General features: G+C 66.6%; 22 protein-coding genes. 13 read left to right on the forward strand and 9 right to left on the reverse strand.

The window, feature by feature from the left end; all coding sequences use genetic code 11:
* Positions 1-77: 77 nt before the first annotated feature.
* The 3 genes from VD964_RS09290 to VD964_RS09300 form a co-directional block, all read right to left on the reverse strand.
* Complete coding sequence (locus VD964_RS09290) at positions 78-374, reverse strand: hypothetical protein (protein WP_324867840.1); 297 nt, start codon at positions 372-374, stop codon at positions 78-80.
* 70 nt (positions 375-444) lie between these two features.
* Positions 445-600: a hypothetical protein gene (locus VD964_RS09295; protein WP_324867842.1), complete on the reverse strand. Its 156-nt coding sequence runs from the start codon at positions 598-600 to the stop codon at positions 445-447.
* Between the two features lie 191 nt (positions 601-791).
* Positions 792-1985, reverse strand: a complete 1194-nt coding sequence (locus VD964_RS09300) for a sensor histidine kinase (protein WP_324867844.1) — start codon at positions 1983-1985, stop codon at positions 792-794.
* Positions 1986-2329: 344 nt separating this feature from the next.
* On the opposite strand from VD964_RS09300, the gene VD964_RS09305 reads away from it, so the two are divergent.
* The 6 genes from VD964_RS09305 to VD964_RS09330 all read left to right on the forward strand — a co-directional run bounded on the left by VD964_RS09305 (position 2330) and on the right by VD964_RS09330 (position 5487).
* On the forward strand, positions 2330-2872 hold the full coding sequence (locus VD964_RS09305) for a hypothetical protein (RefSeq protein ID WP_324867846.1): 543 nt from the start codon (positions 2330-2332) through the stop codon (positions 2870-2872).
* Positions 2873-2950: 78 nt separating this feature from the next.
* The gene (locus VD964_RS09310; RefSeq protein WP_324867848.1) at positions 2951-3349 is read left to right on the forward strand and encodes a YsnF/AvaK domain-containing protein; all 399 of its coding nucleotides are present in this window, start codon (positions 2951-2953) and stop codon (positions 3347-3349) included.
* Positions 3350-3416: 67 nt separating this feature from the next.
* The gene (locus VD964_RS09315; protein ID WP_324867850.1) at positions 3417-4148 is read left to right on the forward strand and encodes a YsnF/AvaK domain-containing protein; all 732 of its coding nucleotides are present in this window, start codon (positions 3417-3419) and stop codon (positions 4146-4148) included.
* 367 nt (positions 4149-4515) lie between these two features.
* Positions 4516-4881 carry a hypothetical protein gene (locus VD964_RS09320; protein WP_324867852.1) on the forward strand — a complete coding sequence of 122 codons (366 nt, stop codon included), beginning with the start codon at positions 4516-4518 and terminating at the stop codon, positions 4879-4881.
* A complete protein-coding gene (locus VD964_RS09325; protein WP_324867854.1) occupies positions 4878-5120 on the forward strand; it encodes a hypothetical protein in 243 nt (80 codons plus the stop codon). Before VD964_RS09320 ends, VD964_RS09325 begins: the two co-directional genes overlap by 4 nt.
* 4 nt (positions 5121-5124) lie before the next feature.
* Positions 5125-5487 carry a hypothetical protein gene (locus VD964_RS09330; protein ID WP_324867856.1) on the forward strand — a complete coding sequence of 121 codons (363 nt, stop codon included), beginning with the start codon at positions 5125-5127 and terminating at the stop codon, positions 5485-5487.
* A gap of 60 nt (positions 5488-5547) precedes the next feature.
* Here VD964_RS09330 and VD964_RS09335 read toward each other — a convergent pair whose 3' ends face one another.
* The 3 genes from VD964_RS09335 to VD964_RS09345 all read right to left on the reverse strand — a co-directional run bounded on the left by VD964_RS09335 (position 5548) and on the right by VD964_RS09345 (position 7787).
* A complete protein-coding gene (locus tag VD964_RS09335; RefSeq protein WP_324867858.1) occupies positions 5548-6357 on the reverse strand; it encodes a transglutaminase family protein in 810 nt (269 codons plus the stop codon).
* Positions 6358-6430: 73 nt separating this feature from the next.
* The gene (locus VD964_RS09340; RefSeq protein ID WP_324867860.1) at positions 6431-6808 is read right to left on the reverse strand and encodes a response regulator; all 378 of its coding nucleotides are present in this window, start codon (positions 6806-6808) and stop codon (positions 6431-6433) included.
* Positions 6809-7043: 235 nt separating this feature from the next.
* Positions 7044-7787 carry a HisA/HisF-related TIM barrel protein gene (locus tag VD964_RS09345; RefSeq protein WP_324867862.1) on the reverse strand — a complete coding sequence of 248 codons (744 nt, stop codon included), beginning with the start codon at positions 7785-7787 and terminating at the stop codon, positions 7044-7046.
* On the opposite strand from VD964_RS09345, the gene VD964_RS09350 reads away from it, so the two are divergent.
* On the forward strand, positions 7786-7944 hold the full coding sequence (locus VD964_RS09350) for a hypothetical protein (protein ID WP_324867864.1): 159 nt from the start codon (positions 7786-7788) through the stop codon (positions 7942-7944). The genes VD964_RS09345 and VD964_RS09350 overlap by 2 nt on opposite strands.
* 43 nt (positions 7945-7987) lie before the next feature.
* Here the strand turns inward: VD964_RS09350 and VD964_RS09355 are convergent, their stop codons facing one another.
* Entirely contained in the window at positions 7988-9031 is a 1044-nt protein-coding gene (locus VD964_RS09355; protein ID WP_324867867.1) for a GlxA family transcriptional regulator, read from the reverse strand.
* A 114-nt stretch (positions 9032-9145) separates the two neighbouring features.
* Between VD964_RS09355 and VD964_RS09360 the strand changes: the two genes are divergently transcribed.
* From VD964_RS09360 to VD964_RS09375, 4 genes are read left to right on the forward strand one after another with little or no spacing between them, the layout of a single operon-like run.
* Positions 9146-10399 carry a sarcosine oxidase subunit beta family protein gene (locus VD964_RS09360; protein ID WP_324867869.1) on the forward strand — a complete coding sequence of 418 codons (1254 nt, stop codon included), beginning with the start codon at positions 9146-9148 and terminating at the stop codon, positions 10397-10399.
* 10 nt (positions 10400-10409) lie between these two features.
* Complete coding sequence (locus VD964_RS09365; RefSeq protein ID WP_324867871.1) at positions 10410-10742, forward strand: sarcosine oxidase subunit delta; 333 nt, start codon at positions 10410-10412, stop codon at positions 10740-10742.
* A complete protein-coding gene (locus VD964_RS09370; RefSeq protein ID WP_324867873.1) occupies positions 10739-13735 on the forward strand; it encodes a sarcosine oxidase subunit alpha in 2997 nt (998 codons plus the stop codon). Before VD964_RS09365 ends, VD964_RS09370 begins: the two co-directional genes overlap by 4 nt.
* Before the next feature lie 11 nt (positions 13736-13746).
* A complete protein-coding gene (locus VD964_RS09375) occupies positions 13747-14301 on the forward strand; it encodes a sarcosine oxidase subunit gamma family protein (protein WP_324867875.1) in 555 nt (184 codons plus the stop codon).
* A 91-nt stretch (positions 14302-14392) separates the two neighbouring features.
* Here VD964_RS09375 and VD964_RS09380 read toward each other — a convergent pair whose 3' ends face one another.
* Positions 14393-15892, reverse strand: coding sequence for a CoA-acylating methylmalonate-semialdehyde dehydrogenase (locus VD964_RS09380; RefSeq protein ID WP_324867878.1), 1500 nt, complete (start codon positions 15890-15892; stop codon positions 14393-14395).
* Between the two features lie 213 nt (positions 15893-16105).
* Positions 16106-17467: an aspartate aminotransferase family protein gene (locus tag VD964_RS09385; RefSeq protein ID WP_324867880.1), complete on the reverse strand. Its 1362-nt coding sequence runs from the start codon at positions 17465-17467 to the stop codon at positions 16106-16108.
* Positions 17468-17604: 137 nt separating this feature from the next.
* On the opposite strand from VD964_RS09385, the gene VD964_RS09390 reads away from it, so the two are divergent.
* Positions 17605-18540: a LysR family transcriptional regulator gene (locus VD964_RS09390; protein WP_324867882.1), complete on the forward strand. Its 936-nt coding sequence runs from the start codon at positions 17605-17607 to the stop codon at positions 18538-18540.
* A gap of 112 nt (positions 18541-18652) precedes the next feature.
* Complete coding sequence (locus tag VD964_RS09395; protein WP_324867884.1) at positions 18653-18943, forward strand: DUF2628 domain-containing protein; 291 nt, start codon at positions 18653-18655, stop codon at positions 18941-18943.
* Positions 18944-18946: the final 3 nt, after the last annotated feature.

The following is an 18946-nucleotide window of genomic DNA, read 5'->3' on the forward strand; positions in this document are numbered from 1 at the left end:
TCTGCGCTATACATGAGTGTAAAGCGTATCTTTTATAACTCCCTAAGCCGTTGAGCGGCACATAGCTTGGCGCGGAGTCATTCTGCTGAGTGGCTTCCCTTTTCCGCCGACTGAAGGACCCGATCCAGTTCATCCGGGTCGATGAGCGCAGTCTGCGACATGGCCATTCCCCTGTTGGCCCCGCCATCGGACCGCGGCAGATGGAGCCAGGTCGCAGTGCGCCGGTACACGGGGAAGGAGAGCGAGTCGACCAACTCCTCGTCAGTCTCCACGACGTAGCTTCCCGCCGGCTGCACTCCGTCGACGCCGTTCAAGGCAAAAGGATGCGTGAACGTCACAGTCCTGCTGGTCGTGCGGGTGATTGCTGAGGTCATCGAAGGGTACTCCCATGCGTGTTCGGTGGATTGCTATGTGCTCTGCAAGGCGCGCGGCTTGAAGCGGTGGCTATCCGCCGAAGCCGGCGAACAGCAATCCCGCAAGAAAGCCGATCGACATGCCAAGTGTCAGATAAGCCGTGTTCTTCCATTTCGGTGCGGACAAAGCCCAGGCTGTTCGCTCCGACTCCGCCCATTCCGACAATGCCGTGTGCCTGATCGCCATTGCCACATCCCTCAAAGTCTTTAATATCGAAGATGGTGTTTGAATATTTTATCACAATGACGAGCGCGAAATAATCATGGTTGCGTCAACTAATTGCGTACTGATGCCTGATTTGACTTGCCGTAGCATGATTTTATGATATCCACGCAGAACCTCGGATGTCGGGATATGCGGGTTTATGGCCGGGCCGGTCATGCCGGGATCGACACCGTGACGGTCGTGCCTTTGTCGGACCTGACGGTCACGCCGCCATCGATCTGCTCGGCCAGCAACTCTATCAAGGTCAGGCCGAGCGAACCGGAGTGCCGGTTCTCGGGCATGCCGACGCCGTCGTCGGCGATGGTCATGCGCAGAAGGCTGCGCGAGGTGTGGCGGAACGAGACGGCGATGCGGCCGGATCGCCCGCCCGGGAACGCGTATTTCACTGCATTGATCATCGCCTCGTTGGCGATCAGGGCTAGCGGGATGGCTTGGTCCGGCTTCAGAAACGCTTCGTCGGCATCGATATCCAAGACCACCTGCCGGCCTTGTGCGGCCCCGAAGGACGCCAGCAGGTCACCGCACAGCATCCCCAGATATCCGCCGAATTCGACCTCCTGCAGCCCCTGCGCCCGGTAGAGCTTCTCGTGGATCTCGGCCATGCGGTCCAGCCGCTCCACGGCGCTGTGCAGCGCATCCTGCACGGCCGGCTCCTGGTTCCGGTTTGCGTCCAGTTGGATGCGCAGGAAGGACGACGCCATCTGCAAGGTGTTCTTGACCCGGTGGTTCACCTCCCGCATCAGGTCGTCCTTCTCGCGCAGCAGCATGTCCTTGTCATGCAGCGTGTTGCGCAGCACCCGCTCCACGTCGACGCGGCGCTCCACCTCGGCGGCGAGTTGGCGGTTCAACTCGTCCAGCCGGCCGGTGCGCAAGGAGACGCGGCGGTCCAGTTCCTCGTTGAGTTGCCGCAGTTCATCTTCCGCCGTCTTGCGCGCGGTGATGTCGACAAAGGACACGAAGTGGTGGCGGATGCGGTCTTCCTCGAAGACGGGAGCGACATGCTGGAGCACCCACAGCGGAGTTCCATCCTTCCGGTAGAGCTGCACCTGGCGCACGATGGCTTCCCCGGCGCGCAGGGCCAGATCGATGGCGCGCGCCACCTCCGGGTCGGTGTCGGAGCCGGACAGGAGGTGATAGCTCCTGCCCAGCACCTCCTCCCGCGCGTAGCCGCCGAGTTTGATGAACGCGGCGTTGACGAAGACGATCGGCACATCCGGCAGGGTCGGATCGGCGATCAGCATCGGCATCAGAGTCGATTCCGCGGCGACCACGAAGGGGCCGCCACGCGCCTCCTCCTCCCTGACCATCTTCTCTGCGTCCTTCTGATCGCGGGAATTACCGGGCATGCAACGCTCCCTGGTCCAACCGTTTCTGCTGAAAGGATATGGCTGCACAGCGCAGCCTTCCCAGGTGAAGAGGTGCGGAGCCCATTCCGTGGCCCAATCCCTCGGAGCGACAAATATATTACTGGAGCCCCTGCGATCTTTCCTGCGCTTCCTGCATACACACAATCTCATCTCGAAAATAATCAAAAGAACACTCTCTTTCTATTCTGCGATTTATCGCATGACCTTTCAAATTTTATTTCCTGCGGCGTTGAATTTCCGCGCTGCAGCATAATATAAGCCTTAGTCAATCAGGTCGAGCACAGCGCTCCCGGACACCCAACCCAAACAGATATGGAATTGATATGGACGACGGCACGCACACCGCCCCCACCACCCGCCCGACGATTCGCAGCGCAAGCGACGAAACCGCGGCGCGCAACGACGGGCCGAAGGGCGCCACCATTCGGAGCGCCAGCGAAGAACACGCGCCGAAAGCCGCCCGTGGCTTCGGCCAGCAGCCGCCGAGGCCCTGGCCGCCGAAGCTGCCCGGCACCTCGGGCAACCAGGGCTTCCCGGAAACCGTCCAGGCCGCCGGCCAGAGGTTCGACCGCGCATTCAACCAGGGCCTCGGTGACGGCGGCGGCCGGGCGATGGCACTCGGCGGCGCACTGATGGCGGGTTATGGAACGGCCTTTTCGGAAGCCGTCTCCTTCATGAACAAGGCCGTCGAGCGTCAGAACGAGATGATGGGCAGCATGCTCCAGGCTCGTGGCCCGCAGGACATCGTGACGGCGGGGAACCGCTACCTGCTCGGCGGGTGGCTGGCCTTCTTCGAGGTCAATGTCCGCGTCGCCCAGGCCGCGTCCCGTCTGACCCAGGACGCCAAGCACAGCCCTGACGCCTGATGCCGCCCCCGGGAGCCCCAGCCCCGGAAGCCGCAGCCCCCCGCGAAGCACAGCCCAGGAACCGCAGGAGGATCTCCGTTGACCAGTTCGGAAAACGAGCCGCAGACGCTTCTCGCCGTCGAAGAGCAGGTGAGCGTCGCCAAGCGCCGGCAGGTCACCGGGACCGTCCGCGCCCGCACCCTCAGCCACGAGCGGGAACAACCGGTCGAAGCCGACCTGTCGGTGGAGACGCTGGAGGTCGAGCGGGTGCCCATCGGACGCTTCGTCGATGGTCCGATCCCCGACCGCCAAGATGGCGACACCACCGTCATCTCGGTGATCGAGGAGGTGGCGATCGTGGAGGTCCGCCTGAAACTGGTGGAAGAGGTCCGGATCACCCGCCGCACCGAAAGCCGCAAGATGACCGGCGAGGTCACGCTGCGCCGTCAGGAAGTCGTGATCGACCAGGATCCGGCGCCGGACGACCCCGCCGCCTGACCGGTCCAGACCGCTTCAAAAGACCGCTTCAAAAATCCAAACATTCGAAATCCCACTGGAGAACACCATGAGCACGATCGTCGTTGGACTTTACAAGGAAACCGGTTCCGCCAAGAAGGCCTTCCAGGCCCTGATCGCGGCGGGCTGCCAGGAAACGGACATCGAAACCTTCGGCGGCGCCGACAGCGCCGACAAGGCCGCCCAGGGACTGCTGGGGCACGGCTTCGAGAAGGAACTGGCCGAACAGTATGGCGCTGCCGTCCGCCAGGGCCACACCCTGGTCGCGGCCGACATCGCCGACAATGACGCCGACGCTGCGGAGGCGATCCTCGACGAGAACGGCGCCATCGACCTGCCCGAGGCTTCCGCAGGGCGGAAGGCCGACAACAAGAAGGCGGGCAATGGCGGCACCGTCGAGCAGGAGACCCTCCAGTCGGTGAAGGAGGAGGTCGAGATCGGCAAGCGGCGGGTCGCCAAGGGTGGGATGAAGCTCACCTCGGAGGTCACCGAGACGCCGGTCCGGGACACCGTCACGCTGCGTGACGAGACGGTGGATGTGGAACACCGCAAGGTTGACCGCGCCCTGAGCTCCGACGAGGAGAAGGCCGCCTTCGGCGAAAAGACCGTCGAACTGACGGCGACCACCGAAACGCCGGAGATCACCAAGGAGGCCCGCGTCGTCGAGGAGGTCGTGCTGTCCAAGACCGCTTCCGAACGGGAACAGGCCGTGGAGGCAACCGCCCGCCGCACCGATGTCAAGGTGGAGCCCGTCGGCGGCAAGTCCGGCAACAAGCGCTGAGCGCAAGCGCGCATACCATGATGGGGCGGCGATCCGGCCGCCTCCCGCCGCAGCCGGCTTGAGCTGTGGCGGACTGAATGGCGAAGGCGGAGGAGACTTCACGGAGTTTTCAGCGCCCTTTTTCAAAAATAAACGACGAATGGACACGCGCAATCGATTGGCAAAAAGCCATCGAGAGCCGTCACGTCTGCATAGTGTCCATTGCAAACTGTCTTGTGGAGCACCAATTGGAATCTGTTGAAGCCACTCCAGGCTTGCTCATTTTTGCTACGGTCCGTAAATCCGGGGCCCTTCCTGGTGTGACTCGATCCGGACGGCTTGGCCGCCGCCAATGCCGGCACAACCGGCCCACATCGGAGACCACCCCATGGATGCCCGTACAAGGCTTGCCTTCTTCATTTTGAAAACCCGCGTCGGCTGGATCGTTCGTGTGGACGGGTTCGTCTATCCGCCCTGCGCCAGTCAGGCCGATGCGCTCGCCAAAGCCATTCGTGAAGCGCGGGCGGCGGAGCGGCTCGGTTTCGCCAGCATCGTGCTGGCGCAATCGGCGGCGGGGGAGCGCTGCCATGTCCGCTGGTGCTGTGCGGCCATCGGCGGAGCGGCGGGCGGAGCGTCGCAGGCGAATGCAGGTTCACCGCATCCGGCGGTTCCGGCCATGGCGGAACTCCTGAAGTCCACATCCGCGTCGGCCGCATCCCCACCGCCCACATCCACACCGGAGGAACGCCCATGACCGCCCTGTTCCACTCCATCGAAGGGCGATGCCCCCATGGCGCCGACGTGCTGCGCGAACAGCTGCGCTGGACGAAAGCCGAGCGCCGCTGGCATCCGGCGTTCCATGGCACGCCAGCCGACCTTCTTCCCCCCGCTTTTTCGCCGCCGGGTCAAGCCAGCCTGATGCGAGGGGCCGTGCTGACCCGTCTCACCATGGCCTGCGCCGTGGCCAGCGCAACCGCCCGCAAGGAACTGTGACCTCATGAGCCTCTCAGCCCATTACATCGTGTCGTGCCGGACGGACGGTTGGTTCATCGGGCTGGAGGGGGAGCGTTACGGCCCCTTCCCCAACGGACAGGTCGGCGCCCTGATCGCCGCGGTGCAGGCCGCCAACCATGCCGGAAAGGACGGCCATGACGCCCGCGTTCTGCTGCGAACCGCGGAGGGCATCATGGCCACCGTCTGGGTCTTCGGCACCGACAGCTACCCGTCGCCCTGGGTGGAGGATCTGCATCGGATCGCACTGCTGCCGCGCCGCGAACGCGCCCGCGCGCCGGTCCCGCCGCCGCCCTTCAGGAGCCTGGACGTCATGACTCCGGACGCCGCGGTGGCCGGTCGGGCGTAACCTGTACCGATCATGCCCGACAAGGGCCTCCGGCGCGCCGACGACGGCCGGGCGAACGGATCAGGCGACCACCTCGTCCGTCCAGATTTGGAATCCCGTCAGCGTGTTGGGGCCGAAGGTGTGGGTAAGCGGCACGTCGGCCGCGTCGCGTCCCTGCGCGATCAGGATTCGCCCGATCCGGGGGGCGTTGTTCCGTGGGTCGAAGACATGCCAGCGGCCACCGAGATACACCTCCATCCAGGCCGCGAAATCCATCGGTGCATAGGGCGGTGGCTGGCCGATGTCGCTGATGTAGCCGGTGCAGTAGCGCGCGGGAATGTTCATGGCGCGGCAAAAGGCGATGGCGAGATGAGCGTAGTCACGGCAGACTCCGCGCTTCTCGGCATAGGTCTGGGCCGCGGTCCGCGTCGGGCGCGAATGTTCGTAGCCGAAGGTCACATGGCCGTGGACGAAATCGCAGATCGCCTGCACCCGCGCCCAGCCCGGCGCGGTGCCCGAGAACAGCCGCCATGCCTCGTCCGACAGGACGTCCGTCTCGCAATAGCGGCTTCCCAGCAGGAACAGCAGGGTGTCGGCCGGCAGTTCGTCCACACGGTGCTGCACGGCGCCGGGCTCGGCCGGGTCGGGTATCCCGCTGTCCCGGATGATGCTGTCGGCGCTGATGGTGACAGGCCCGGCGGGCGCGACCAGCCGGCTGCACCAGTTGCCGAAACTGTCGCGGTAGCCCTGGATCGGCGCCGGTACGCTGGTGACGATGTGATCGGGCTGCTCCAGATCCCCGACGCGCGAGTAATGCACGTTCAGCATCACGATCATCGGCGTGGGAGCGGGAAAGTTGAAGGTCAGCTGGTAACCCAGTCGGATGCGCATGAAGACTTTCCTTTGAAAAAGCGTGGTTGTGCCGGCCGGTGGTTCAAAGGGAACGGGGAGCGGACTTCCTCGATCAGTGTTCAGCTGTCTCCTGGCGGGGCAGGAGGGCTCTGACATGGCCGGCCAACGCGGAAAGACTGTAGGGCTTGCGCAAGACGACCAGCCGTCCCGGCACCTCCCGTGGGAGATGTTCACAGTAGCCGGTCATGACGATGATCGGCAGATCGGCGCGCCGCCGCTGGAGCGTTCGAATCAGAGCCCCGCCGCCCATGCCGGGCATCCGCATGTCAGTCAACAGAAGGGTGGCAGGGTCCTTCTCGTCGACTTCCAGAGCCTCGACCCCGTTATGAGCGAGCGTGACCCGGAAGCCTTCGGCTTCTAGAATCTCTATCAATGCCATCGCCGCAAGATTTTCATCCTCGGCGATGAGGAGATGAGGTTGAATGATCATTCTTCGATAGCAACACATTTGGGAAGACATAGATAGCCATCGATGTCGGCGCTCCCTTCTTCATTTAGAGTCTCAAATGGTTATTTTGCTCTGAAAGCTTTTTCTCAGCGGCGATTGGAGTGCTTCGGCTCGATCAGCATGAAGGGCCGGTTCAAGCGTTCCCGACGGCCGGGCGATTCTACAGCGCCGGCAATCCGGCCGCCCCGTCGATCCTGGACGGCGAGGCCGTCACGGTTCACCCGTTCGCCGTCTCGTGACCGGAGGGACGCTGGCCGGAGGCGAAGCGGGCGAGCGTCCCGGCGTCGAGGCGCCGGTCGTGGAGAGCGCTGGCCACCAGCACGGCATCGGTTCCGTGCGCGGCCAGCGCGTCCAGATCCGCCGCGTCGCGCACGCCGCCGGCCCCCCACACCCGAACCCCCGGGCGTCGGGCCGCCAGCGTGGCGATGCGGTCCAGGTCCGGGCCCTCGCCCGACCCGACACGGTCCAGCGTCATGGCGATCACCCGCTTGGGCCAGCGGGCGGCTTCCTCGTGTAATGCCACCGGTCCCAGCGGTTCCCCCCGCCGGACATCCAGCGACAGCGCCACCCGGTCGTCTCCGGCCATCGCCAGCGCCGCTTCCAGCGTCGCGCCGTCCGTCTGGCTTTCGCTGCCGATCACCAGATGGCGGATCCCGGCATCGAACCAGCGGCGGCAATCGTCCGGCGTCGCCAGACCGGCATCGACCCAGAAGGCGACCTCCGGCCAACGGGCCTGCAGCGCCGCGACGGTCGATCGATGGTCGCCATGTCCCCGAATCGCGTCGAGATCGGCGACATAGCAGGCGCGGAAGGGTTGCAGTGCCAGCAGCGCGGCCACGATATTCTGGGGTGCCGATCCTGTGGTCAGCGCGCTTTCGATGGGCCGGTAGCGGTCGCGCTCCCCCCGCTTGGCATGAACCACCTGTTCGCCCAGCAGGTCGATGACGGGAACGATGTCCATGAAGAACGGCCTTCGTCGGGTTCCGGTCTGCGAGTATGTCACCGGCGGCGCGCTGTGCAACGGGCCGCTTCCGACCGACCTGATGGCGGACGCCAAGGCGCTGGTCGGTGACCTGATCGCGGTGCCGGCCCGATGCTCGGGCAACCGGGCTCTATAGGGGCGCGTCTCCGACGTTGCATGAAACGACCGTCTCTGAAGTCTCAGCCCTTGCGGAAGACGGACGGGGTCATGCCGCGGCGTTCCTTGAAGGCGCGGACGAAGTGCGAGGAATCGCAGAAGCCGACGGCGGCGGCGATCTCCGTCACCGACTGCTCGGTGTTGCGCAGCAGGAATTCCGCATGCTCCAGCCGCATGATCCGGTAGGCCTCGGTCGGCGTCATGCCCAGCGAGTTCTGGAAATGCCGCTCCATCTGGCGCCGGGCGGTCCCCAGCCGTCGAGCCATCTCCGCCACCGACAAGGGCACGTCGATGTTCTGCTGCATCAGCAGCAGCGCCTTCCGCACCACCTCGTCGTTGGTGGAGAAGTCGAGCGGGATGCCGGGCTGCGGCTTCTCCCCGCGCAGCGCATCGTCGATGATCATGATGTGCAGGCTTTTGCGCGCCTGGGCGCGGCCGACATGCTTTTCCACGAGATAGGCCGCGAGATGGGCCGAACTGGTCCCGCCCGAGCAGGTCAGCCGGTCGCGGTCGACGATGAAGATCTGGTCGGACACCGGCATGATGCCGTCGAACTGCTCCAGGAAATCGGCATGGTGGAACCAGCTGATGCAGCAGCGATAGCCGTCCATCAGCCCGGCCCGCTGCAGGATGAAGGCGCCGGTGCAGACGCCCACCAGCGGGATCTTCGATGCCGCCGCCTGACGCAGATAGCGGATGTAGTCGGGGCTGAGGTTGGAGATCTCATCGATCAGCCCGCCGATCACGACGATGTAGTCGAACTTGGCCGTATCGCCCAACCGCTCGGTCGGCTGGACCAGCATGCCGCAGCTCGACGCCACCGGCCCCATCTGGTCCGACAGCACGGCCCAGTCGCACAGGATCGGCCGGCTGCGGTCACCCTCGTCGGCGGCGAGCCGCAGCACGTCGACGAAATTCGCGAAGGCGCACAGCGTGAAGCGGTGGGCGAGGATGAAGCCGACGGACAGGCGCGGTGCCGCGGAGCGGTCCGGGAACCGGCCGGTCCTGGCGGCGGTCGTCCTGACGCTGCCTGCCCCGATGGTGCCAACTCCAACGCTATTCGTCATGTGACCTCCAGCGGTCGTACCGTCGCACGGGTGACATTAAACTGACGCATCCATTCTGTCCAACAAAGGGGCGCGTCGCGATACTGTCAGCACATTGAACTTCGCGGTGCTGCCATGACCCGCTTCTCGTTTTCCTCGCTGTTGACCAACGCGCTGACCGGCAACAAGAACTGGCAGCCGCAATGGCCCGATGCGGAACCGAAATCCGAATATGACGTCGTGATCGTCGGCGCGGGCGGGCATGGCCTGGGTGCAGCCTATTATCTTGCCAAGGAACACGGCATCACCAACGTCGCGGTGGTGGAGAAGGGCTGGCTCGGCGGCGGCAACACCGGCCGCAACACCACCATCATCCGCTCCAACTATCTCTACGACGAAAGCGCCCGGCTCTACGAGCATGCGATGAAGCTGTGGGAAGGGCTGAGCCAGGAGCTGAACTACAACGTCATGTTCTCCCAGCGCGGCGTGATGATGCTGGCGCACACGGTCCATGACGTCCAGAGCTTCAAGCGACACATCCATTCCAACCGCCTCAACGGCATCGACAACGAGTGGCTGACGCCCGAGCAGGCCAAGGACTACTGCCCGCCGCTGAACATCGCCGCCAACGCCCGCTATCCGGTGGTTGGTGCCGCGTTGCAGCGGCGCGGCGGCACCGCCCGCCACGATGCGGTGGCCTGGGGCTATGCGCGGGCCGCGTCGGCGCGCGGGGTCGACATCGTCCAGAACTGCCCGGTCACCGCAATCCGCCGCGACGCCGACGGCCGCGTCACCGGCGTGGAGACCGCGCGCGGCTTCATCAAGGCCAGGAAGGTCGCGGTGTCGGCCGCCGGCAACACCTCGGTGGTGATGGACACCGCCGGCGTCCGGCTGCCGCTGGAAAGCTATCCGCTGCAGGCGCTGGTGTCGGAACCGGTCAAGCCGGTCTTCCCCTGCGTGGTAATGTCCAACACCGTGCATGCCTACATCAGCCAGTCCGACAAGGGCGAGCTGGTCATCGGGTCGGGCACCGACCAGTACACCTCCTACAGCCAGCGCGGCGGGCTGCCGCTGATCGAGCACACCGTCGCCGCAATCTGCGAGGTGTTCCCGATCTTCAACCGCATGCGCATGCTGCGCAAATGGGGCGGCATCGTCGACGTCACGCCCGACCGCTCGCCGATCATCGGCAAGACGCCGGTGCCGGGGCTGTACGTCAATTGCGGCTGGGGCACCGGCGGCTTCAAGGCGACGCCGGGCTCGGCCAACGTCTTCGCCCACACCATCGCCCGCGACGAGCCGCATCCGATCAACGCGCCCTTCACGCTGGAACGCTTCAAGACCGGCCGGCTGATCGACGAGGCCGCCGCCGCCGCCGTCGCGCATTGAGGAGACGATCATGCTGCTCATCCGCTGTCCCTACTGCGAAGCAGAGCGCCCGGAGGTGGAGTTCACCTATGCCGGCGAGGCGCACATCGCGCGACCGGCGGACCCCTCCGCCCTGTCCGACGACGAATGGCGCGACTTCCTGTTCATCCGCACCAACCCGCGCGGCCGGCATTTCGAACGCTGGCGCCACATGCACGGCTGCGGCCGCTTCTTCAACGCGGTGCGCGACACCGTGACCGACAAGTTCGCCATGACCTACAAGGCCGGGGCTCCGCGTCCGAGCGACGAGGAGATTGCGCTCGCCTCCAGTGCCGCCACCCCTGCCGAGGAAGCACGTCCATGACCAGTTTCCGCATTGCCGGCAAGGGCAGGGTCAACCTCAGCCGTCAGCTCCGCTTCACCTTCGACGGCGTGGACTATGCCGGCTACGAAGGCGACACCCTGGCCTCCGCGCTCCTGGCGAACGGCGTCCATCTCGTCGGGCGGTCCTTCAAGTACCACCGGCCGCGCGGCTTCCTGACCGCCGGGTCGGAGGAGCCGAACGCGCTGGTCGCGACCGACCGCGGCAACGGGCGATTCGAGCCGAACACGCGGGCGACGGTGCTGGAGGTCTTCGAAGGGCTGAAGACCGAAAGCCAGAACCGCTGGCCGTCGCTGACCCGCGACATCGGCGCGGTGAACGACGCACTCTCCATGCTGTTCTCGGCCGGCTTCTACTACAAGACCTTCATGTGGCCGAAGAGCTTCTGGGACAAGGTCTACGAGCCGGTCATCCGCAGCGCCGCCGGGCTGGGCAAGGCGCCGACCGCCCCCGATCCCGACACCTACGCCAGCCGCTTCGCCCATTGCGACGTGCTGGTCGTCGGTGGCGGTGCCGCCGGCCTCGCCGCGGCGCTGGAAGCCGGGCGCAGCGGCGCGTCCGTCATCCTGTGCGACGAGCAGTCGGAAATCGGCGGTTCGCTGCTGTCCGAACCGGATGCCGAGATCAACGGGCAACTGGCCTGGGACTGGTTGGAGGACACCAATGCCGCGCTGGCGGCGATGCCGAACGTCACGGTGCTGCCGCGCACGACGGCCATCGGCTATTACCACCAGAACTTTGTCGGCCTGTGCCAGCGGCTGACCGACCATCTGCGCATCGTGCCCGAAGGCGCGCCGCGCGAGCGGATGTGGAAGGTCCGGGCCAAGCAGGTGGTGCTGGCGCAGGGCGCCATCGAAAAGCCGCTGGTGTTCGCCGGCAACGACCGGCCGGGCGTGATGCTGGCCGGGGCCGCGCGCACCTACCTGAACCGCTACGGCGTCAAGGTCGGCAACCGGGTGGTGGTGGTCACCACCCATGACAGCGCCTGGCATGCCGCCTTCGACTTGGCCAAGGCGGGGGTGGAGGTCGCGGCCATCGTCGATGTCCGCGGCACCGTGCCGACCCAACTGGCTGCCGCCGCCGCCGCGCTCCGCATCAGGACGCTGATCGGCTGGACCGTCACCGGCACCAAGGGCCGGCTGCGCGTCTCGTCGGTGCGCGTCAACCCGGTGACCGGCGGCAAGGTCGGCGGCTCGGAGACCATCGCCTGCGACGCCCTGCTGATGTCGGGCGGCTGGACCCCCAGCATCCATCTGTTCTCGCACACCCAGGGTTCGCTGGCGTGGAACGAGGACGGTCAGATGTTCCTGCCCGGCCGCGGCAAGGAGGAGTGCCGTCTGGCCGGCGCCGGCAAGGGCCGCTTCGGGCTGAAGGCCGCCTTCGAGGATGGCGCCGCTGCCGGCGCCGCCGCTGCCGCCGATGCCGGGTTCGGCGTCGAGCCGGTGTCCTACCATGTGGAGGGCGAGCTTTCCTTCACCGGCGTGACCGGCCGCGAGCTGCCGACCGACCGCGATCCGGGCCATGCCAAGGCCTTCGTCGATTTCCAGAATGACGTGATGGCCAAGGACATCCGGCTGGCCGTGCGCGAAGGCTTCAAGTCGATCGAGCACATCAAGCGCTACACCACCACCGGCATGGCGACCGACCAGGGCAAGACGTCGAACATCAACGGCCTGGCCGTCGCGTCGGACGCGCTGAAGCGGCCGGTCCCGGCGGTGGGCCTGACCACCTTCCGCCCGCCCTACACCCCGACCAGCTTCGGCACCTTCGCCGGCTACAACAAGGGCGCGCTGTTCGAGGTGACGCGCAAGACGCCGATCGACGGCTGGGCCGAGGAAAACGGCGCGGTGTTCGAGCCGGTGTCGCTGTGGCGCCGTGCCCGGTACTTCCCGCAGGTCGGCGAGGACATGCATGCGGCGGTGGCGCGCGAATGCAAGGCGGTGCGCTCGTCGCTCGGCATCTTCGACGCCTCCACCCTCGGCAAGATCGAGATCGTCGGTCCCGACGCCGCCGAGTTCATGAACCGCATGTACACCAACGCCTGGACCAAGCTGGCTCCCGGCCGCTGCCGCTACGGCCTGCTGCTGGGCGAGGACGGCTTCATCCGCGACGACGGCGTGATCGGGCGTCTGGCCCATGACCGCTTCCACGTCACCACCACCACCGGCGGTGCGGCGCGCGTGCTGACCATGATGGAGGATTACCTCCAGACCGAATGGCCGGACCTGAAGGTCTGGCTGACCTCTACCACCGAACAATGGTCGGTGATCGCGCTGAACGGCCCGAACGCCCGCAAGCTGATCGCGCCGTTCGTCGAGGGCATCGACCTGTCGGAGGGCGCCTTCCCGCACATGGCGGTGGCGACGGGGAAGATCTGCGGCGTGCCGACGCGGCTGTTCCGCGTCTCCTTCACCGGCGAACTCGGCTTCGAGATCAACGTGCCGGCCCGCTACGGCCGCGCGGTGTGGGAGACGCTGTTCGAGGCCGGGCAGCGGTTCGGCATCACCCCCTATGGCACCGAGACGATGCACGTCCTGCGCGCCGAGAAGGGCTACATCATCGTCGGCCAGGACACGGACGGCACGCTGACGCCGGACGATGCCGGCCTGTCCTGGGCCGTCGGCAAGACCAAGCCGGACTTCGTCGGCAAGCGCTCCCTGTCCCGCCCGGACATGCTGGCGCCGAACCGCAAGCAGCTGGTCGGCCTGCTGACCGCCGATCCGAAGACGGTGCTGGAGGAGGGCGCGCAGATCGTCCTCGACCCCAACCAGCCGGTCCCGATGGACATGGTCGGCCATGTGACCTCCTCCTACTGGAGCGCCGAGCTGGGACGGTCCATCGCCCTTGCGGTGATCCAGGGCGGCCGGTCGCTGCAGGGCCGGACCGTGCATGTGCCGATGCCGGATAAGGTCCATTCCGCGACGATCTCCGGCATGGTGTTCGTCGATCCCGAGAACACGCGTCTCAGCGCATAGGAGGCCCACCCATGCTTCTGGCCAATCACCCGTTGCCGGGCAAGACGATCCCCAGCGACACCGCAAGCCGGCTGAGCATCCGTGCCGCCGAGGATGTCGCCCGCTTCAGCCTGCGCATCGACCCGGCATCCGCCGGGGCGGCCGGGGCCGCCTTCGGCGCGCCGCTCCCCACCCGCATCGGCGGGATGGTGGAGGCCGGCGGCCGGACCGCGCTCCAGCTCGGCCCCGACGAGTGGGTGCTGACGGCGCCGGTCGCCGAGGGCGACGGCATCGCCGACGCCTTCGCCGCGCTACCGGAGCCGCACAGCCTGGTCGATGTCGGTCATCGCGAGGTCGGCATCCTGGTGCAGGGGGAGGCCGCGGCGCTCGCCCTGCGCTCGGCCATCGCCTTCGACGTCGAGGCGATGCCGGTCGGCAGCGGCTGCCGCACTCTCTTCGACAGGGCGCAGATCGTCCTGGTCCGCGAGGACGAGCACCGTTTCCGGATCGAGGTCTGGCGTTCCTTCGCCGACCATGTCTGGGGACTCCTGCACGCCGTCAGCCGCGAAATCGCGCTCGGCATCTGATCGGGAACATGGCCCATCGGGCCGAACCTTGGCGGACGACGCCGGCGCTCCCATCGGCACCGGCACCGGCGTCGCGACAGCTAAAGCTGCTTTACTTCATCGACGGGAAGGCGAATTGGGCGCCTTCGCGGACCCCGCCGGTCGGCCAGCGCTGGGTGATGGTCTTGCGCCGGGTGTAGAAGCGCACGCCGTCCGGACCATAGGCCGACAGGTCGCCGAACAGCGACCGCTTCCAGCCGCCGAAGCTGTGGTAGGCGACCGGCACCGGCAGCGGCACGTTGATGCCGACCATGCCGACCTTGATCATGTCGCTGAAATAGCGGGCGGCCTCGCCGTCGCGGGTGAACAGGCAGGTGCCGTTGCCGTATTCGTGGCTGTCGATCAGGTCCATGCCCTCCTGCATCGACTTGACCCGGACGAGGCAGAGGACCGGACCGAAAATCTCCTCGCGGTAGATGGTCATGTCCGGGCTGACGCGGTCGAACAGGCAGCCGCCCAGGAAGTTGCCGTTCTCATGCCCCGGCACCACCAGACCGCGGCCGTCCACCACCAGCTCCGCCCCCTCGGCGACGCCTTGGTCGACATAGGCCTTCACCTTCTCGTAATGCGCACGGGTGACCAGCGGCCCCATCTCGCAACCGGTCGAAGTGCCGGCGCCGACCTTCAGGTCGCGCAGCGCCACCGACAGCTTGTCCTTCAGCCGGTCGGCCACCTCGTCGCCCACCGCAACGACGACGGAGATCGCCATGCAGCGCTCGCCGCAGGAGCCATAGGCCGCACCCATCAGCGCGCTGACCGCGTTGTCCAGATCGGCGTCGGGCATGACGATGGCGTGGTTCTTGGCCCCGCCCAGCGCCTGCACCCGCTTGCCCTTTGCGCTGGCGGTCGAATAGACATACTCGGCGATCGGCGTCGATCCCACGAAGCTGACGCCCTGGATCCGCGGGTCGGTCAGCAGCGTGTCCACCGCCTCCTTGTCGCCGTTGATGACGTTCAGCACGCCCGGCGGCAGTCCAGCCTGCTCGGCCAGTTGGGCGATGAACAGGGCAGAGCTTGGGTCGCGCTCCGACGGCTTGAGGACGAAGGTGTTCCCGCAGGCGATGGCGATGGGGTACATCCACAGCGGAACCATCGCCGGGAAATTGAACGGCGTGATGCCGGCGACGACGCCGAGCGGCTGGAACTCCGACCAGCTGTCGATGGCCGGCCCGACATTCTTGGAAAACTCGCCCTTCAGCAGCTCGGGCACGCCGCAGGCATATTCGACATTCTCGATGCCGCGGGTCAGCTCGCCGAAGGCATCGTCCAGGACCTTGCCGTGCTCCGCCGTGACCAGCGCGCAGATGCGCTCGGCATTCTCCTCCAGCAGCTGCTTGAAGCGGAACATGACGCGGGCGCGCTTGGCCGGCGGCGTGGCGCGCCAGGCCGGAAACGCGGCCTCGGCGGCGGCGATGGCCTCTTCCACCGTGGAACGCGACGCCAGGGCCACCTGACCCGCCACGTCGCCGGTGGCGGGATTGACGATGTCGGCGGTGCGGGTGCCGGCGGGCGCGTCGGTCTTGCCGCCGATCAGGTGGGCAACGATGGTCATGGTCGGGCTTTCCTGGGGGAGATTATGGAGTGGGGAATGCGGAGTGCGAGTGCCCCCTCCCTAACCCTCCCCCACCTGCGGTGGGAGAGGGAACTGCCGCCGTTATGCGAATCCTCCCTCTCCCGCGATCGGATCGGCCTTCGGCCGACCGAGGGCGGGGGAGGGAGGGGCCCGCGGCGAAGCCGTGGGAGGGAGGGGGCAGCGGGGTCGCCCTTACGCCGTCGCCTGGATGGCGTCGGCGACGACGTCGAACAGGCGGTCGAGGTCGGCAGGCTCGCTGTGGAAATGCGGGCCGAACTGCAGCGTGTCGCCGCCGAAGCGCACGTAATAGCCGGCCTTCCAGCACTTCTCGCCGATCTCGTAGGGCCGGCGGGCCGGCTCGCCCGGAAGCGGGGCGATGGTGACGGCGCCCGTCAGGCCGTAGTTGCGGATGTCGGCGACGTTCTTCAGTCCCTTCAGCCCGTGAATCAGGTTTTCGAAATGCGGCGCCAGCGCAGCCGCCTTCTCCCACAGCTTCTCCCGCTCGAAGATGTCGAGCGCGGCCAGCCCGGCGGCGCAGGCGACCGGATGGGCGGAATAGGTGTAGCCGTGCGGGAACTCCACCATGTACTCCGGCCCGCCATTGTCCATGAAGGCCTGGTAGATGTCGCGCTTCGCCACCACGGCACCCATCGGGACGGCGCCGTTCGTCAGGCCCTTGGCGACGTTCATGATGTCCGGCACCACGCCGAAGGCATCGGCGCCGAAGGGGGCGCCCATGCGGCCGAAGCCGGTGATGACCTCGTCGAAGATCAGCAGGATGGAGTGCTTGTCGCAGATCTCCCGCAGCCGCTGCAGATAGCCCTTCGGCGGCGGCAGCACGCCGGCCGAGCCGGCCAGCGGTTCGACGATCACCGCGGCGATGTTGGAGGCGTCGTGCAGCGCCACCAGCTCCTCCAGCGCGTCGGCCAGGAAGGCGCCCTCCTCCGGCATGCCCTTCACGAACAGGTTCTGCGGCAGCACGGTATGGGGCAGGTGGTCGGCATCGACGCCGGTGCCGAACAGCTTGCGGTTGCCGCCGATGCCGCCGAGGCTGGTGCCGCCGAAATTGACGCCGTGATAGCCCTTGGACCGGCCGATCAGCTTGGTCTTGGTCGGCTGGCCCTTCATCCGCCAATAGGCCCGCGCCATCTTCAGCGAGGTGTCGGCGGCCTCGGAGCCCGAACCGACGAAGAAGACATGGTCGAGGCCGGCCGGGGTCATCGAGGCCAGCTTGTGCGCCAGCTTGAAGGCGGCCGGATGGCCATGCTGGAAGGCGGGGCTGTAATCCAGCTCCGCGATCTGGCGGGCGACCGCTTCGGAAATTTCGCGGCGGCAGTGGCCGGCGCCGCTGCACCACAGGCCGGACAGGCTGTCGTAGATCTTCCGGCCTTCGGCGTCCCAGTACCAGGTCCCCTCCGCCTTCACGATCATGCGCGGGTTGTTCTTGAACTGACGGTTGCCGCTGAACGGCATCCAATAGGCGTCAAGCTCCTCGCGCGTCAGTCCGGCAGCCTTGCCGAGGGACTGGGCATGATCGTTGTCCAGGGGGGCCATCCGCTGTTCTCCCGCATCTTGGTGGGTGTGCTGTCGGCAGTGAGTGTGCGCGCTTCCCAGTTGCGATTAAATCCAAACTATAAGAACTTCACATAACCCAGCGCTTAACTGTCGTGCCCCGACACCATGGTCCCAGCATGAGCAAGCCCACCCGGTCCCCCACCCGGTCCCTGGCCCCGATCGGCGATGCCGACATCCGCCTGCTGCGCGTGTTCAGGACGGTGGTGGAGTGCGGCGGATTTTCCGCTGCCGAGGTGGAGCTGAACATCAGCCGTGCGGCGATCAGCCAGCACATGGCGGATCTTGAACGGCGGCTCGGCCTGACGCTCTGCCGGCGCGGACGGGCGGGGTTCCGGCTGACCGACGAAGGGCATCTGGCCTATGAGGCGAGCCTGCGCCTGCTGGCCAGCACCGAGAGCTTCCGTAGCGAGATCAACACCGTTCATGGCCGTCTGCGCGGCGAATTGAACATCGGCATCACCGACAACCTCGTCACCATGCCGCAGATGCGGGTGACCCACGCCCTGCGCAGCCTGAAGCAACTGGCGCCGGAGGTCCGCGTCAACATCCGCATGATCCCGCCCAACGAGATCGAGCGCGGCGTGCTGGACGGGCAGTTGCACGTCGGCGTCGTTCCCGTCCGCAGAGGCCTGCCGGGACTGGCCGGTCTTCCGCTTTACCAGGAGGAGTCCCTGCTCTACTGCGGCGACGGTCATCCGCTGTTCGACCGTTCCGGTGCTGCGGTGACGCGGGAGGCGGTCGAGGCCGCCGACGCCGTGGCGCCGACCCAGGCGCAGCTTCCCCATGAGCTGAACAACACCGCGACCGCGACCGACCGCGAGGGAGTGGCCTTCCTGATCCTCACCGGATGCTATGTCGGCTTTCTGCCCACCCATTACGCCCGGCAATGGGTCGAGCGCGGCATGATGCGGGCGCTGCTGCCCGACACCTACCATCATGCCCTGGAGTTTCAGGTGGTGACGAAGAAGGGGGCCCAGCCGAATCTGGTGCTGGAGCGGTTCCTGGACGTCCTGCGCGGAACCGGAAACGAGGAAAGCACGGCCGAGGCCTGACGAGCGGCCATCCTGGCGCCCGCTTGTCCACCATGCGGGAAAGCCGGCTACCGGAAGCGACGGGTGTGGCGACCGTCGTCCACACTGGGTCCGGCAAGCCAAGGAGACGAACATGGCATCGCCGTCATCAGCCACGATCTTTCAAAACCCCGAGACCGGCCAGACGGAAGCGGTGTCCAACAGGTCCGGTGTCTGGGCGTTCCTGTGCGGCCCGTTCTATTTCGCCTCCAAGGGCGAGTGGATGCACAGCGCGATCCACGCGGTTCTGACCGTCGTCGCCCTGCTGCTTTGGCCCAGCGGGGCCCTCATGCTGGTGGGGCTCTGGTTCGGCTACGCGTGCGCGACGCCGACCATTCTGGAAGCGCGCTACAAGCGGCTGGGTTGGCAGCGGATCCCGGCCTGATGG

Source organism: Azospirillum sp., from assembly GCF_035628975.1.
GTDB lineage: Bacteria > Pseudomonadota > Alphaproteobacteria > Azospirillales > Azospirillaceae > Azospirillum.